We start from the raw sequence: 16,825 nt of genomic DNA, 5'->3' as shown, positions 1-16,825 counted from the left end.
CCGCGGAGCCAGCGCATCGGATGGGAGGGTTCAACCGCTGGTCCCGCAGCGGTTGAAGGACGACAAAGCACCCCGCCGCTAATGTCGCGGCGCGTAATAGATCCCGGCGAAGGACAAGGGGTTCGTCATGGGGGCGAACCTTAGAAACGCCGGGATCGCCTGTCAATCGACCGCCAGCCGGCGGCCCTCCTCGTCGGCGGCGAAGCAGAGGTCGAGCAGCTTCTGCACCTCGGCGGCGCGGCGGAAGGTCGGCTCGCCGTTCTCGCCGGAGAGAAGCGCGATGACGAAGCGCTCGGCGTTCTTGGGCGTCGGCGGACAGTCGACGAGTTTCCAAGTCTGCGTCTCGATATCCGGGCCGAGACAGACTTCCAGGCGCGAATTCTCGTGGTCGGCCCAGACCTTCAGCGCTCCCTTCTCGCCATGGACGACGAGGTCGAGATCGTTGCGCCGGCCGGTGGCGAAGCGCGACATGTGGACGACGCCGAGCGCCCCGTTCGCGAGCTCGATCGTCATCGCGCAGGAATCGTTGACGTCGAGATCGTAGGCGCCGATCCGGTTGCCCTCCGCCTTATCGAAGGTGCGCAGCTTCGCCGACAGGCCGACGATGTCGAGATTCGTGCCGAAGGTTACGAAGTCGAGGATGTGGACGCCGATATCGCCGACGACGCCCTTCGAGCCGTGGGCGGAGGACAGGCGCCAGAGCCAGCGCTCGTCGGTGCGCCAGTCGCCCCAGTGCCGGCCGGTCAGCCAGCTCTGGAGATAGCTCGCCTCGACATGGCGGATGGTGCCGATCTCGCCCGACTCCACCATGCGCCGCGCCGTCTGGATGGCATGGGCGTTGCGATAGGTGAGATTGACCATGGCGATGAGCCCGGCCTCCTCGGCGGCTTCGGTCATGGTCATCGCGTCGCGATGGTTCACGGCGAGCGGCTTCTCGCAGAAGATCGCCTTCCGCGCCGCGATCAGCTGCATCGTCGTCGGGTAATGCGCGGCGTCGGGCGTCGAATTCACCGCCGCGTCGAACTCGCCCCAGGCGACGAGATCCTCGACGCTGGCGAAGACCTGCGGGATGGCGTGCATCTCGGCGAAGATCTTCGCCCGGTCGAGATTGGTGTCGACCGCCGCGACGAGGCGGCAGCCGGGAATGACGGAGAAATGCTCGGCATGCTTATGGGCGATCGAGCCCGTGCCGAGAATGGCGATGCGCTTCTCGGTCACCGGAACCCCTCTTCGCCGGCGGCGTGCAGCGAGCCGCCGCGCTGCTCGATCGGCTCCGGCGCCCGGTCCACCGGCACGTTGGGCGCGTCGGAGACGTCGGCCCAGGGCGCGGCCGGGTTGTGGGCCCAGCGCACGGCGTTGCGCAGCACCTGCTGCACCGCCGGCTGGTGATAGATCGGATAGGTCTCGTGGCCGGGCGCGAAATAGAAGATGCGGCCGGCGCCGCGCTGATAGGTGAGGCCGGAGCGGAAGACCTCGCCGCCCTGGTACCAGGAGACGAAGACCGTTTCCATCGGCTCGGGGACGAGGAAGGGCTCGCCATACATCTCGGTATTCTCGATGGTGATCTGATCGCCGACGCCGGCCGCGATCGGATGCGAACGGTTGATCGTCCAGACGCGCTCGCGCTCGCCGGCCTCGCGCCAGCGCAGGCTGCAGGGCGAGCCCATCAGCCGCTTGAAGATCTTCGAGAAATGGCCGGAATGGAGGACGATCAGCCCCATGCCCTGGAAGACGCGCTCGGCGACGCGCTCGACCACCGCGTCCTCGACCTGGCCATGGGCCTTGTGGCCCCACCAAAGGAGCACGTCGGTGGCGGCGAGGCGCTCGGCCGACAGGCCGTGCTCCGCCTGGTCGAGCGACGCCGTCGAGGCCTCGATGCCGGGCTCCTGGCGCAGCGCGGCGGCGATGGTCTCGTGGATGCCGTCCGGGTAGATGCCCCGGACGGTGGCGTTCTCGCGCTCGTGGATGAACTCGTTCCAGACGACGGCACGAATCGGCATCGGCGACCTCCCAGTCTCCCTTGAGTTGCAGGAATTAGCCAGGACGCGGTCAGCTCGCAAGCAGAAAGGCGAACGGCAGCTTTCCCGGAAGATCGCCGAGGCGCAGACGGTCGTCGAGGGCGAGCATCCCCTTGTCGAGCACGTCCTCCCAGTCGCGGCCGATCAGCGGCCCGGTCAGGCGGATCGCCGTATCGCCCCAGCAGCCCTCGCCCGGCATGATCGTCCCGCAATCGGCGAGGAGCTTCAGCGACATGCGCGGCGCGACGGCGATGGCCGCCGCCTCCTCGCGCAGGCGGGCGAAGGCGATCACATGGTCGGCGAGCGGTCCCTCGACGGCGAGCGGCAAATAGTCGCCGCGGGTGAAGAGCTCGGGTTCGCGCTGGCGCGCCTTCAGGCTCGCCGCCGTCACCTTCGCCTTGATCCGGCCGTCGCGCCAGTGGCGGAAGGCCTCCGGCATCGACATGGCCTCGTCCATCGCCTTGACCCGGGCCGAGAAGTCGATCGGCCGGCGGTTGTCGGGATCGACCAGGCTCAGATCGTAGAACTCGGTGCCCTGATAGATGTCCGGCACGCCGGGCGCCGCCATCTTGACGATCACCTGGCTCAGCGAGTTGAGGGCGCCGGCCGCGACGAAGGGCTGCACCTCCTGCCAGAACGTTTCGAGAAAGCCGTTCGCCGGATCGAGCGCGGCCGAGACGAAGCCCTTCAGGGCGCTCTCGTAATCCTCCGCCGGGGAGGTCCAGCTCGTATAGCGCTTGGCCTCGCGCACCGCCTTCTCGACGAAGGCGAGGAGACGCGTCTCGATCTCGGCGAGGGTCTTGCGGTCCTTCGGGTCGAAATCCGCCGGCAGCACGCCGAGAAGGCTCTGGTAGAAGCCCCATTCCGTCGCGGGATCGGGCGAGACGAGAAGCGGCTCGATCTGGTGGCGGAAGGCGCCGAGCGTCTCCGTGCCCTTGGCGACGATCGTCTCCCAGCGCTCCGGCGCCTCGCTCAGCGTGTAGAGACGGGCGCGGGCGTCCTCGCCGCGCTTGGTGTCGTGGGTCGAGGTGGCGAGAAGGCCTTCCGGCTGGTCCTCGACGCGGATCCGCATCGCCTCGTGAAAGGCCGCGAGCTCGGCGCCGTAATGATCCGGCTCGCCGCCGACCTCGTTCAGCGCGATCAGGCGGTTGTAGCGGTAGAAGACCGTGTCCTCCACCGCCTTCGCCATCACCGCGCCGGTCGTCTGCTGGAAGCGCCGGGTGAAGTTCAGGGCGCCGGCGACATCGGCGGCCTCCTCGAAATCGAGCTTTAGCAGGCGGCCGATGAACTCGATCGGCTCGTCCGCCTCCACCTCGCGGCCGGACTTCGCCTCGGCCACCGCCGCGTCGATGATCGCGACATCCTTCGTCGGCACGCCGTCGACGCCGACATAGGTGCGGTAGACCGGCAGCGAGGCCGCGACCTCGACGATCGAGCGCTGGATCGTGTCGGGGCCGAGATCGCGGGTGGAAAGGCCGCGCGCCGCGACGTCGAGCGCCTCGCCCGTCAGATAGGCGAGCTCGCCCGCGAGATTGCGGGCGAAGATCGAGCGCTTCTGCCGCTTGATCATGCCGCGCAAGTCCTCGACCTCGCCGAGGAAGTCGGCATAGGCCTCGGCCATCGCCTCTTCCTTGGTGGCATCGACATAGAGGCCGGACAGAGCGGTGATGAATTCGTAGCCCGTCGTGCCCTGGATGTCCCAGGAGGTGCGCAGCCGCTCCTCGCCGGTCAGGATCTTCTCGACATAGATCAGGGGATCGCGCCGGGCCGACTGGAAGGCCTGACGGAGATCGAGAAGATAGTTCTTCGGATCGGCGAGCCCGTCGACATGGTCGATGCGGATGCCGTCGAGCCGCCGCTCCTTGGCGAGGCGGATCACGGTGCGGTGCGAGTCGCGGAAGACGTGGCGGATCTCCTGGCGCACGCCGATGAGGTCGGCGATCTCGAAGAAGCGGCGATAGGTCAGCTTCTCGCGCGCGGTGCGCCACCAGGCGAGGCGCCAGTTCTGCGCCTCGTGCAGCCCGTGCAGCGCGGTGCGGTCGCCGTTGATCGCCTCGACCGCATGCGTCAGCGCGCTCTGGAAGCCGGCATCGCCGAGATGCTCGCGCAACCGCTCCGTCAGCTCGTCGCCATCGACCGGGGTCGCGACGGCGAAGCGGCGGTTCAGCCGGTCGCGCTCCTCATGCTCGAGGAAGCCGAAGACATGGCCGAGGCTGCGCGGATCGATCGGCAACTGGTAGCCGCCCGCGTCGAAGCGGAAGCGGGCGCGCTCCGGCTCCACCACCACCTTCAGGTCGCCGTCCGCCAGCGCCTCGCCATAGGGCTTGCCGAGCACCGGCACGAGGATCTTCTCGGCGTCCCAGGCGATGTCGAAGGTCGTCGCGTGACGGCTCTCGCGCCCCCAGGCGAGGACGTCCTCCCACCAGCCGTTTTCCGGCGAGACGCCCATATGGTTCGGCACGAAGTCGAGGATGAGGCCGAGATCCTCGCGCGTCAGGGCGTCGCTCATGGCGGTGAAGCCCGGATCGCCGCCGAGATCGGCTTCGAAGCGGTTGTAGTCGACGACGTCGTAGCCATGGGTCGAGCCCGGCGAGGCGGCGAAGATCGGCGAGGCGTAGAAATGGCTGACGCCGAGCTTCTTCAGATAGGGCGCCAGCTCGGAGGCGGCGGCGAAATCCGTGCCCTCGCGGAACTGGAGGCGATAGGTCGCGACGAGGGGTCGGTTCATGGTCTCTCGCTTCGCATGGCCGCCGCCGCCGACTGGAATCCCGGATGAGCGGCGAGCTCCTCCAGGAAGACCGGCAGGCGGATGCGCCAGTTCGGATATTGGTCGGTCGTGCCGGGCAGGTTCGGCTGGCGCTCCGAGCCGATCATGTCCTCGATCTGGATGGCGACGAGGACGCTCGGCGTGCGGGCGACGAAGCGGTGCACGGCATCGGCCATGTCCTGTTCCAGCCGCGCCGGCAGCGGGTCCTCGCCGGAGGCGACGCGGTCGTAGCGCTCGGGCAGGACGCCCTCCTCCTTCAAAGCCACGACGAGGGCGCGGCGATCGCGCTTGCGCTCCTCGCGCCCGGCTTCCGAGCGCTCGGCGTTCTGCGTGCCCATCGCGGCGCGCAACTCGACATCGGTGCCGTCCCACCAGCCCTTCAGGGTCGGCAGGTCATGCGTCGAGACGCAGGCGAGCGAGGAGGCCGGATAGGCGGCGGGATCGAGGAATTCCGCCCCGCCGCGCCGCTCGAAATAGAGGACGCGGTAGGACAGGATGCCGGCGTCCGACATCGTGTGGCGGAAGCCCGGCGGCACGGTGCCGAGATCCTCGCCGATGACGATGCAGCCATTGTCGACCGAGACCTTGGCGATCGTGTCCACCATGCGGCCGAGCGGGTAGCGGATATAGCCGCCCTCGGCCGAGGGATGGCCCTCGGCGATCCACCAGAGCCGGGCGAGCCCCATCGCGTGGTCGATGCGCACCGCGCCCGCATGGCGGGTCAGGGCGTCGAAGGAATGGCCGAGCGGGCGGTAGTCGCGCGCGGCGAGCGCCGTCGGCGACTGCGGGGCGAGGCCCCAGTCCTGGCCGCTGGAATTGAACATGTCCGGCGGCGAGCCGACGCGGGCGCTGCCGACGGTGAGCTCGGGATCGGCCCAGGTCTCCGCCCCGTCCGGCGCGACGCCGACCGCGAGGTCGAGATAGAGGCCGATCCGCATGCCGGCGCCCTTGGCGCGCGCCTGCGCCTCGGCGAGCTGCTCGTCGCAGAGATATTGCAGCCAGAGATGGAACAGGGTCTCCTCCGCCCCCTCGCCGTCCTCGAAGCCGCGCACGGTCGCGCCGTCGCGCCGGCGCCATTCGTCCGGCCAGGAATGCCAGCCGGCATGATGGCCCTCAGTCACCATCTTGGCCGAGATCGCCTCGAACAAAGCGAAGTCGCGCAAGGGATCGCCATTGCCGGCAACATAGCGCTCGAAGGCGGAGGAGGCGCCGATCTCCTCGCGCCGCGCCGCGAAGATGCGGTGGAGGATCCGGTGCTTCAGCCGCACGGCGGTCGGATAGTCGACGAGATCCGCGTCGAGGGCGGAAAAGGCCGCCGGCTCTTCTGCCCTGACGGCGGCGACCGCCTCCGGCCCGCCCTTCAGCTTGTCGAGGGCGAGATAGGCGGGGCTGAGGAAGCGGCGCGTCGAGGGCGAATAGGGGCCGAACCGCCCGCCATCGGCGAAGAACAGGGCATGGAGCGGGTTGACGCCGACGAAGGCGGCGCCGGCCTCCGCAGCGATCTCGGCGAAGCGCGCCAGGTCCTCGAAGTCGCCGAGGCCGAGCGAGCGGCGCGAGCGCAGCGAATAGAGCTGGCAGGTGGCGCCCCAGGCCTTGCGGGCGAAGAGATCCTCCGGCAGCGCGCAGCGCAGATGCGGCTTGTCCGCCGCCTCGTCGAAGCCGCCATAGTCGGCGCCGTCCGGATCGATGCCGAGGACGCCGAGCAGCGAGCGCTTGGCCTGATCGGAAATGATCTTGCGCTCGCCCATCTCGGAAATATAGCCGATCTGGATGCCGTGGCTTTCGGCGAGGCGGTCGAGGTCAGACATCGGGGCTCTTCTCGATCAGGAGGCGGCCGGCGAGACGGACCACCACCGAGGTTCCGGGCAGGACACCGAGGCGCAAGCCTTCCTCCGCCTCGCGACTCGTCGCGTAGATGGTGTGTCCCTGCGCACGCTCGCTCGGCGAGATGGCATCCGGCAAGCCCCAGGGCTCGTCGTCGAGATTGGCGAAGACATGCAGCGCCGTGTCCTGGCCAAGCGACCAGCAGACCTCGAAGGCGCGGGAATCGGTGGCCCGGTAGGAGCCGCTATGGGCGGGGATGTCGGCGAGCAGCGGCACGATCTCGCGCCGGCGGATGGCGAGAAGCTCCTTCACCGCCGCATGATGGGCGGCATGGTCCTCCTCGCCCAGCCGGTCCCAGCGCAGGCGCGACTGCTCGAAGGTCGAGACCTCGTTGGGATCGGGCACCACCGACTTGCCCTCCTTCTCGAAGGAGGCGAATTTCTTGAACTCCTCGCGCCGCCCCTTCGACACCGCCTCGCCGAGCTCACCATGGAAGTCGGTGAAGAAGCAGAAGGGCTGGGTCTCCCCGTATTCCTCACCCATGAAGATCAGCGGCAGCTGCGGCGACAGGAGGAGGATCGCCTGGAGGCAGCGCATCTGCCCGTCGCTCGACAGGGTCGTCAGACGGTCGCCGAAGGCGCGGTTGCCGATCTGGTCGTGGTTCTGGATGAAGTTGACGAAGGCGGTGGGCGGCAGGTGGTTGGAGGGATGGCCGACATGGTCCTCCCGCTCAGCCGAATATTGGCCCTGATAGACGAAGCCTTCCGCGAGGCAGCGCGCCAGCTGATGGGCGCTGGCCGGCGTATAGTCGGCATAATAGCCCTCCGTCTCGCCCGTCGTCAGCACGTGGCAGCAATGGTGGAAGTCGTCGTTCCACTCCGCCGAGACGAGGCGCGGGCCGCCATCGGCATTGCGCTCGATATGCCAGGTGATGTTGCGGGCATCCTCGGAGGTCAGATGCAGGTGGCGGTCGGGAAAGGTCTGGCGCACCCGCGCCGCGAGTTCGGCGATGATGTCGATCTCGCTCTTGTCCTTGATAGAATCGATCGCGTCGAGGCGGAGGCCGTCGATCCGGTATTCGCCGAACCAGTAGAGCGCGTTGTCGATCATGAACTCGCGCACCGGCCGCTCGTCATAGGCGATGGCGGGCCCCCAGGGCGTATGGATCTCCGGATGGAAGAATTCCGGCGCATAGGCGTTGAGATAGTTCCCGTCCGGTCCGAAGTGATTGTAGACGCAGTCGAGAAACACCATCAGGCCGCGCTCGTGGGCGGCGTCGACCAGCCGCTTCAGCCCCTCGACCCCGCCATAGGCGGCATGCGGGCAGTAGAGCAGCGTCCCGTCATAGCCCCAGCCGCGCCGGCCGCTGAACTCGGCGACGGGCAGAAGCTCCACCGCCGTGATGCCGGTGTCCTTGAGATAGTCGAGCTTGCCGATCACCGCGTCGAAGGTGCCTTCCGGCGTGAAGGTGCCGACATGCAGCTCGTAGAACACGCAGTCCTGGAGCGGCCGGCCCTTCCAGCCGGGCGTCTTCCATTCGTAGGCGCGCGGATCGACGAGGCGGGAGAAGGAATGGACGTCGGCGACCTGGGCGCGGGCCGCCGGGTCGGGCACGATCGCCTCGCCGTCGATGCGGAAGGCATAGCCCTCGCCGAAGCCGACCTTGTCGGTGACGATCTCCCACCAGCCGCGCTCGCCCCGCTCCAGCGGCAGGAAACGAGGATCGTCGGACGATCCGTAGGCCAGTTCGATCCGGTTCTTCGTCGGGGCCCAGAGGCGGAACCGGACGCCCCCGTCCACCACGTTCGGACCCCAGTCCGTGGCTTGCGAGAAACGCGCGTCGTCTGCCGTCATGCTTGGTCGTCTCCGATCCGGTCGTCTCTGGCCGGCCCGCCGGGGCGGTCGCCGGGTCCGGGCGCGGCGCCCGGCCTTTCCGGTCCGCCCGGCACCGCCTGCCCGTCCATCGCCGCATCTATGGCACCCGCCGGGGAGGTCAGCGGGCACCCCTTCGATTTTGGATAGGCCTCCAACAAGGCCTCCGAAGACCTCAGGCGGCGAGCTTCGACTGGCCTGCGACCGCCTCCTCCACCGCCTGACGGCCCTGGCCGATCCGGCCATGCACGAGGTCGTGGATGAAGCCGAGCTTGGCCGTGACGGTCGGCGACAGGACGAAAGGATAGAGGTCCTGGTGGCCCATGGCGCGGTTGAACGAGTTCAGCGCGGCGGAGAGGGCGAGCCAGGCATCCACGATGGTCTCGATGCTCGTCGTCCCGTCATAGGCGTTGAAGTCGAGATCGGTGGTCAGGACGCCCTCGCGATCGGCCTTGGGATGCAGGGCGATGCCGTAGGAGCCGCCGACCTCCAGCGTGTCGATGATGTGGAGGTAATGCGCCCAGGTCTCGGCGAAGTCCTCCCAGGGGTGGGCGCCGGCATAGGCGGAGACGTATTCGTTCTGCCAGTTCGGCTTCGGGCCGTTGGCATAGTGGTTCTGGAGCGCCTGGTTGTAGTCCTCCTCGTCATTGCCGAAGATGGCGCGGCATTCCTCCAGCGCGCCGCCGTCGCGCACCAGACGGTCCCAGTACCAATGGCCGATCTCGTGGCGGAAATGGCCGAGCAGCGTGCGATAGGGCTCGCCCATCGCCGTGCGGCGCTTCTCGCGCTCGGCATCGTCCGCTTCGACAAGGGCGATGGTGATGAGGCCCTGGTCGTGGCCGGTCATCACCTTCCCGCCCTCGTCGCTGAGGAACTGGAAGCCGAGGCCTTCGGGATGTTCGGCGCGCGTGACGAGCGGCAGCTTCAGCCGGAGAAGGCCGTAGAAGAGGCGCTGCTTGGCGAGTTCCATCTTCTGCCAGAGGACGAGATTGTCCGGCTCGTCGAGATTGGGGATCACGAGATTGAAGCGCGAGGCGAGGCTCAGCGTGTCCGGGCTGTCGGAGGGCAGGAGCCAGTTGCAGACGCCGTACTGGTAATTGGCGTCGTATTTCCAGCCGCTGCCGTCGGCGCCGCGCCCGACCGAGGTCCAGAAGCCGTCCTCCGCCGGCTCCAGCGCCAGCATGCGGTTGGAATTCGGCTCGTAGCCGAGCGCGTGGTTGCAGCGCTCGCAGACCACGTTCGGAAAGAAGACGACCTGCTGGCAGGACGGGCAGGAAAAGAGCTTCATCGCGCACCTTGCGGGAGAAAGGGACGATCGGGGTCCGGCCCGGCGGGGAGCACGCCGGGCCTGTCGATCACGCCACCCTTAATGGCGCCGCGGCCCTCGGGTTCCCATGCGTCCGGCGCCACTGAGCACCTTTTCGCCGTTGCGAGACGCAGGCTCGCCGATGTGAGCGCTTGCGGCATCGGCCCGAAGCTTTATGGTCGAGGCGAAACTCTTGCCGGTGCGCCCGATAGACGATGTCGATTCTCGCCGCTCTCCATCACGTCACGCATTATCGCTACGACCGGCCGGTGCGGCTGGCGCCGCAGGTGGTACGGCTGCGGCCCGCGCCGCATTCGCGCACCCGCGTGCCGAGCTATTCGCTGAAGGTCCGGCCCGAAAAGCATTTCGTGAACTGGCAGCAGGACGCCTTCGGCAACTGGCTGGCGCGCTTCGTCTTTCCCGAGCCCGCCACGGAATTGCGCATCGAGGTCGACCTTCTCGCCGACATGACGGTCTACAACCCGTTCGACTTCTTCGTGGAGGAAACGGCGGAGACCTGGCCCTTCGCCTATGACGAGGCGCTTCTCGCCGATCTCGGCGCCTATCTCGAACCGGAGCCCGCGACGCCGAAGCTCGAGGCCTTTCTCGCCTCGATCCCGCGCGAGCCGGTGCGCACCATCGACTTCCTGGTCGGGCTGAACCGGCGGATCGCGGACGAGATCAGCTATCTCATCCGCATGGAGCCCGGCGTGCAGACGCCGGAAGAAACGCTGACGCGCGCCTCCGGCTCCTGCCGCGACTCCTCCTGGCTCCTCGTCAACGTGCTGCGCCGCCTCGGCCTCGCCGCCCGTTTCGTCTCCGGCTATCTCATCCAGCTGAAGCCCGATCTCGTGGCGCTGGACGGGCCGGCCGGCACCGATCACGATTTCACCGACCTCCATGCCTGGGCCGAGGTCTATCTGCCGGGCGCCGGCTGGATCGGGCTCGACCCGACCTCCGGCCTCCTCACCGGCGAAAGCCACGTACCGCTCGCCGCGACCCCGCATTACCGCTCGGCCGCGCCGATCAGCGGCGCGGTGGATTTCGCCGAGGTCGAGTTCGACTTCGACATGAGCGTCACCCGCGTCGCCGAGCGGCCGCGCGTCTCCTATCCGTTCTCGGAGGAGAGCTGGGAGGCGCTGGACCGGCTCGGCCGGACGGTCGATGCCGAGCTCCAGGCGAACGACGTGCGCCTTACCATGGGCGGCGAGCCGACCTTCGTCTCCATCGACGATTTCGAGGCGCCGGAATGGAATGCCGACGCGACGGGGCCGACCAAGCGGGCGCTTGCCGACGACCTCATCCGCCGCCTCGCCCGCCGCTTCGCGCCGGGCGGCTTCCTGCATCACGGCCAGGGCAAGTGGTATCCGGGCGAGACGCTGCCGCGCTGGACCTTCTCGCTCTACTGGCGGCGCGACGGCCAGCCGATCTGGCGCGACACCGACCGGATCGGCCGCGAGACCTCCACCGCGATCGTCACGGAGGCCGAGGCGGGCCGGCTGGCGCGCGGCCTCGCCACGGCGCTCGGCGTCGATCCGGACAATGCCCTGCCCGCCTATGAGGACGCGGCCTACTGGATCGCCCGCGAGGCGCAGCTGCCGGAAAATGTCGAGCCGAGCGATTCGAAGCTGGAGGACAAGGAGGAGCGCGCCCGCATTGCCCGCGTCTTCGATCGCGGCCTGTCGCGCCCGACGGGCTATGTCCTGCCGATCCAGGCCTGGCAGAGCCGGGCGCGGAACCTGCGCTGGTTCTCCGAGCGCTGGAACACGCGGCGGCGGCGGCTCTATCTCGTGCCGGGCGATTCCGCCCTCGGCTATCGCCTGCCGCTGTCCGGCCTGCCGCATCTGTCCGGCACCGCCTTTCCGCATGTCCATCCCCTCGACCCGACGCAGCCCCTGCCGCCTCTGCCGCCGCGCCAGCAGGGCCAGAGCCAGGGCCGCGCCTTCGAGCCGACGAGCCGCATCGCCATGCAGGTGATGGGCGAGGCCGGCGCCAGCCAGGCCATGGGCGGCGTCCGCCAAAGCATGCCGCCGCTCGCGCCCCTGCCGCCCCTTGCGGCGGACGAGACGATGGTGCCGCCGGCGACCGGGGGCGGCGCCTTCGTCTCGGTCGGCGTGCCGGAGATCCAGGGCTATGTGCGCACCGCGCTCGCCATCGAGCCGCGCGACGGCCGGCTCTGCATCTTCATGCCGCCGCTCGACACGACCGAGGCCTATCTCGACCTCCTCGCGGCGGTGGAGAACGTCGCCGACGAGCTCGGCCTGCCGATCCTGATCGAGGGCTACGCGCCGCCGCACGATCCGCGCCTCAACGTGATCCGCGTCGCGCCCGATCCGGGCGTCATCGAGGTCAACATCCATCCCGCCTCGTCCTGGGACGAGGCGGTGGACATCACCACCGCCGTCTACGAGGAGGCGCGGCAGTCGCGGCTCGGCGCCGACAAGTTCATGATCGACGGGCGCCATGTCGGCACCGGCGGCGGCAATCATGTCGTGGTCGGCGGCGCCCATCCGATGGATTCGCCCTTCCTGCGCCGGCCGGACCTCCTGAAGTCGCTCGTCCTCTACTGGCAGCGCCATCCCGCGCTCAGCTATCTCTTCTCGGGCCTCTTCATCGGCCCGACCTCCCAGGCCCCGCGCATCGACGAGGCGCGGCACGACGCGCTCTACGAACTGGAGATCGCGATGGCCGAGGTCCCCTCGCCCGCCGATTCCTTCTCGACGCCGCCCTGGCTGGTCGACCGCCTGTTCCGCAATCTCCTTGTCGACGTGACCGGCAACACCCATCGCGCCGAGATCTGCATCGACAAGCTCTATTCGCCAGACGGGCCGACCGGACGGCTCGGCCTCGTCGAGTTCCGCGGCTTCGAGATGCCGCCGGACGCGCGCATGAGCCTCGCCCAACAGCTTCTCATCCGCGCACTGATCGCCAAGTTCTGGCGCGAGCCGGAAACCGGCGGCTTCGCCCGCTGGGGCACCTCGCTGCACGACCGCTTCATGCTGCCGTCCTTCGTCTGGGCGGATTTCGAGGATGTGCTCGCCGAGCTCGACCGCGCCGGCTATCCGCTGCGCGCCGAATGGTTCGAGGCGCAGGCCGAATTCCGCTTCCCCTTCTGCGGCCGCGTGACGCGCGAAGGCGTGACGCTGGAGCTGCGCCAGGCGCTGGAGCCCTGGCATGTGATGGGCGAGACCGGCGCGATCGGCGGCACGGTGCGCTTCGTCGATTCCTCGGTCGAGCGGCTCGAGGTGAAGCTCGCCAATTTCGATCCGGCCCGCCATATCGTCACCTGCAACGGCCGCGAAGTGCCGCTCGCCGCCGGGCCGAAGCGCGGCGAAGGCGTCGCGGGCGTGCGCTTCAAGGCGTGGCAGCCGCCGCTCGGCCTGCACCCGACGCTGCCGGTCCACGTGCCGCTGACCTTCGACATCTACGACCGCTGGTCGCGGCGCTCGCTCGGCGGCTGCCGCTACCATGTCGCCCATCCGGGGGGCCGGAACTACGAGACCTATCCGGTGAATTCCTACGAGGCCGAGGCGCGCCGCCTCGCCCGCTTCGAGGAGATCGGCCATACGGCCGGGCTCTACGAGCCGCGCCGCGAGGTGCCGCATCCCGCCTTCCCGATGACGCTGGACCTGCGCCGTCCGCCGCATACGGCGCATTGATGGCGCTCGCCCCGGCAGCGGTCGGCAAGGCGGACGGCCGGGTCGCGGCGCTCGTCGCCGCCTATCGGGGCGGCGCGCATGACGAGATGATGGGGCTGGACGGCCATGTCCGGCCCCATTACCGCGCCCTGGTCGAGGGGCTCGCCGCGATGGGGGCCGAGGAGCGCGCCGCGCGCTTCGACGCCTCGCGCCAGTATCTGCGCGAGGCGGGCGTCTTCTACCGCGTCTATGGCGGGGCCGAGGCGCCGGAGGAGCGCGGCTGGCCGCTGGCCTTTCCGCCGCTCATCATGGAGCGGCGCGAATGGACGGCGCTGGAGGCGGGCCTCTGCCAGCGGGCCGAATTCCTCGAACGGCTGCTGGCCGATCTCTACGGCGCGCGCCGCGTCGTCGCCGGCGGGGCGCTGCCGAGCGCGCTCGTCGGGCGCAATCCGGAATTCCTGCGCCCCCTCGCCGACCAGGGCCTTGCCGGCGAGCCGCTCATCCGCTTCATCGCCGTCGATCTCGGGCGCGGCGCCGACGGCGCCTGGCGGGTGCTGGGCGATCGCGCGCAGGCCCCGTCCGGCGCGGGCTTCGCCGTCGAGAACCGCGTCGCCACGTCCCGCGCCTTTCCCGAGCTCAACGCCGCGCTGAAGGTGCAGCGCCTCGCCGGCTTCTTCTCGCGCTTCCGCGACCAGCTCTTCGCCCTCAACGAGGAGAATGGCGGGCGGATCGGCGTCCTCACGCCCGGGCCACTGAACGAGACCTATTTCGAGCATGCCTATCTCGCCCGCTATCTCGGCTTCCAGCTTTTGGAAGGCGGCGATCTCGCGGTCCGCGGCGACCGGCTCTTCGTGCGCACGGTGGACGGGCTGACACCGCTCGCCGTCCTCTGGCGGCGGCTCGACGGCGATTTCGCCGATCCGATCGAACTCTACGGCTCGTCGCGCATCGGCACGCCCGGCCTCGTCGCCGCCGCCCGCGCCGGCACGGTGCATCTCGTCAACGCGCTTGGCTCCGGCCTTCTGGAAACCCGCGCCCTTCTCGCCTTCCAGCCGCAGCTCGCCGCCGCCCTTCTCGGCACCGCGCTGAAGCTGCCGAGCGTCGCCACCTTCTGGGGCGGCGAGCCGGCGGGCCGCGCCGTGCTGGCCTCCGGCCGGCCGGATCTCTCCCTCGCCCCCGCCATGCCGCTCGCCTCCGGCCGCCCGCCCCTCACCGAGGCGGAACTGGCCGAGCTGCGCCGGACGGATGGCGAGAGCGTCGTCGGCCAGGAGATCGCGACGCTGTCGACCGCGCCGGTCCTCATCGGCGACCGGCTGGAAGCGCGGCCCGTGACGCTGCGCGTCTTCCTGGCGCGCGACGAGACGGGCTGGCACGTGATGCCGGGCGGCTTCGCGCGGGTCGCGGAACTCGCCGGCACCAGCACCGTCTCGCTCCAGAGCGGCGGCTTCTCGATCGATGTCTGGGTGCCGGGCGAGCGCGAGATCGAACCGGTCTCGCTGCTGCCGGCGCGCGTCTCCGGCTTCGTGCGCCGCGTGCCGGGCTCGCTGCCGGCGCGCGCCGCCGACAATCTCTTCTGGCTCGGCCGCTATGTGGAACGGGTGGAGGTGGCGACCCGCCTCCTGCGCCTCCATGCCGTGCGGCAGGCGGAAGGGGCGCGCGACGACCGGCTGGCGCTGCGCGTCGAGGCGCTGCTCGCCGATAGCGGCGTCGATCTGCGCGCCGGCCCGGCGAGCGGGCTCGGGCAGCTCGCGGCCTCCGCCTTCCAGACCGCCTCGCGCATCCGCGACCGCTTCTCGCCGGACGGCTGGCGCGTCCTTGGCGAGATCGTCGAGCTCCTGGACGGCGCGCGTCGCGGCGCCGACGTCGTGCCGCTGACCAGCGCGGTGCTGACCCGCCTGTCGAGCTTCGCAGGCCTGCTCGGCGAGAACATGTACCAGTTCACCGGCTGGCGCTTCCTGCGCTGCGGGCGCCTTCTGGAACGCGGGCTGATGACCGCCTTCGTCGGCTCTGGCCTCGCCGGGCGCGAGCTGGTCGACGGTTCGCTGGAAGGGCTGCTCGACTTCACCGACAGCCGCGTCACCTATCGCCGCCGCTACTCGGTCGCCCCCTCGCGCGAGACGGTGCTCGACCTCGCCGTGCTCGACCCGATGAATCCGCGCTCGATCGCCTTTCAGGTCAACGGCTTCGTCGATTGCCTCGCGGCCCTGCCGGGCATGCGCGAGGGCGAGACGCTGGGGCGCCTGTCGCGCATCGCCCGGCGCCTTCAGGTCCGGCTGGCGACCGGCGCGGCGGCCGAGGTCGACACCGCCTTTCTCGACCGGATCGTCGGCGACTTCTCCGATCTCTCCGACCATCTCACCGAGCGCTATTTCTCCGGCGGACCGGACGATCATCTCGCCGAGCGGGCGGAGGGCGAATGAGCGGGAGCGACGGCCCGGTGCTCTACGATCTGCGCCTGCGGATCGCGGCCGACTATCCGAGCACGGTGAAGGAGGCGCGCCACATCCTGCGCATGCGCCCGCGCCGCCGCGCGAACCAGGAGGTCCTCGGCGAAACGCTGCGCCTGACGCCGGCGCCGGACGAGATGCGCGGCGTGGCCGACTTCTTCGGCAATGCCTGCGACCATGTCGCGATCCTGAAGCAGCACGAGATGCTGGACGCCGATCTCGTGGCCCGCGTGCGGGTGGCGCCGACGGCGTTCGATCCGGCGGGCGCGCCGAGTCTCGCCGAAACGGCGGAGGCGGCGCGGACGTCGCGCGAGACGGGCGCCACCGCGCCGGTCCATTTCCGCGGCGCCTCGCGCCTCCTGCGCCCGAGCCCGGCGATCATGGATTTCGGCCGCGACTTCGCCGCCGCGCCGAATGTCGCCGAGGCGGCGCTCGCCATGACGAAGGCGATCCATGCCGGCTTCACCTATGCCTCGGGCGAGACCGGCATCGACACGCCGGTCGAGACGGTGCTGCGAACGCGCCGGGGCGTCTGCCAGGACTTCGCCCATCTGATGATCGCCGCGCTGCGCGGCCTCGGCCTGCCGGCGGCCTATGTCTCGGGCTTCCTGCGCACCGAGCCGCCGCCGGGCCGGCCGCGCCTCGCCGGGGCGGATGCCATGCATGCCTGGGTCGCGGTCTGGCTCGGCCCGTCGCTCGGCTGGCGCGAATTCGACCCGACCAACGGCGTCGCGGCCAATGTCGACCATCTCGTCGTCGCGATCGGCCGCGACTATGCCGATGTCGCGCCGATGGGCGGCGTCGTCACCACGTCCGGCGGCCAGATGGCCCGGCACGAGGTCGACATGGTGCCGGTGGAGGACGCGGAGGCGCTTGCCGACAAGCCGGCCGGCGCAGTCAACGAATTGGTGAGACAGACCCGCTAGAACAGGCACAACCATTTCGCGCAAGCG

Annotated in this window: 9 protein-coding genes; 3 read left to right on the top strand and 6 right to left on the bottom strand. The window is 69.7% G+C overall.

Translation table 11 applies throughout. From position 1 onward, the window contains the following. Positions 1-162 precede the first annotated feature (162 nt). From IEY14_RS22535 to IEY14_RS22510, 6 genes are all read right to left on the bottom strand, one after another. Complete coding sequence (locus IEY14_RS22535) at positions 163-1,218, bottom strand: Gfo/Idh/MocA family protein (protein WP_188912556.1); 1,056 nt, start codon at positions 1,216-1,218, stop codon at positions 163-165. Further along, on the bottom strand, positions 1,215-2,000 hold the full coding sequence (locus IEY14_RS22530; RefSeq protein WP_188912555.1) for a ThuA domain-containing protein: 786 nt from the start codon (positions 1,998-2,000) through the stop codon (positions 1,215-1,217). Before IEY14_RS22530 ends, IEY14_RS22535 begins: the two co-directional genes overlap by 4 nt. Before the next feature lie 49 nt (positions 2,001-2,049). After that, on the bottom strand, positions 2,050-4,746 hold the full coding sequence (gene treY / locus IEY14_RS22525; RefSeq protein WP_188912554.1) for a malto-oligosyltrehalose synthase: 2,697 nt from the start codon (positions 4,744-4,746) through the stop codon (positions 2,050-2,052). Continuing rightward, positions 4,743-6,593 carry a 4-alpha-glucanotransferase gene (gene malQ, locus IEY14_RS22520; RefSeq protein ID WP_188912553.1) on the bottom strand — a complete coding sequence of 617 codons (1,851 nt, stop codon included), beginning with the start codon at positions 6,591-6,593 and terminating at the stop codon, positions 4,743-4,745. The genes treY and malQ overlap by 4 nt, the downstream gene beginning before the upstream one ends. Then, positions 6,586-8,463, bottom strand: coding sequence for a malto-oligosyltrehalose trehalohydrolase (gene treZ / locus IEY14_RS22515; RefSeq protein ID WP_188912552.1), 1,878 nt, complete (start codon positions 8,461-8,463; stop codon positions 6,586-6,588). Before treZ ends, malQ begins: the two co-directional genes overlap by 8 nt. A 193-nt stretch (positions 8,464-8,656) precedes the next feature. Then, positions 8,657-9,769, bottom strand: coding sequence for a zinc-binding metallopeptidase family protein (locus IEY14_RS22510; protein ID WP_188912551.1), 1,113 nt, complete (start codon positions 9,767-9,769; stop codon positions 8,657-8,659). 233 nt (positions 9,770-10,002) lie between these two features. On the opposite strand from IEY14_RS22510, the gene IEY14_RS22505 reads away from it, so the two are divergent. From IEY14_RS22505 to IEY14_RS22495, 3 genes are read left to right on the top strand one after another with little or no spacing between them, the layout of a single operon-like run. Then, a complete protein-coding gene (locus tag IEY14_RS22505; RefSeq protein WP_188912550.1) occupies positions 10,003-13,446 on the top strand; it encodes a transglutaminase family protein in 3,444 nt (1,147 codons plus the stop codon). Continuing rightward, positions 13,446-15,845, top strand: coding sequence for a circularly permuted type 2 ATP-grasp protein (locus IEY14_RS22500; RefSeq protein WP_244639636.1), 2,400 nt, complete (start codon positions 13,446-13,448; stop codon positions 15,843-15,845). Before IEY14_RS22505 ends, IEY14_RS22500 begins: the two co-directional genes overlap by 1 nt. Next, a complete protein-coding gene (locus IEY14_RS22495) occupies positions 15,842-16,798 on the top strand; it encodes a transglutaminase family protein (RefSeq protein WP_244639635.1) in 957 nt (318 codons plus the stop codon). Before IEY14_RS22500 ends, IEY14_RS22495 begins: the two co-directional genes overlap by 4 nt. The last annotated feature ends 27 nt before the right edge of the window (positions 16,799-16,825 follow it).

This window comes from Aureimonas endophytica, assembly GCF_014642635.1.
Lineage (GTDB): Bacteria > Pseudomonadota > Alphaproteobacteria > Rhizobiales > Rhizobiaceae > Plantimonas > Plantimonas endophytica.
This window is presented reverse-complemented; position numbering and strand designations above follow the sequence as displayed.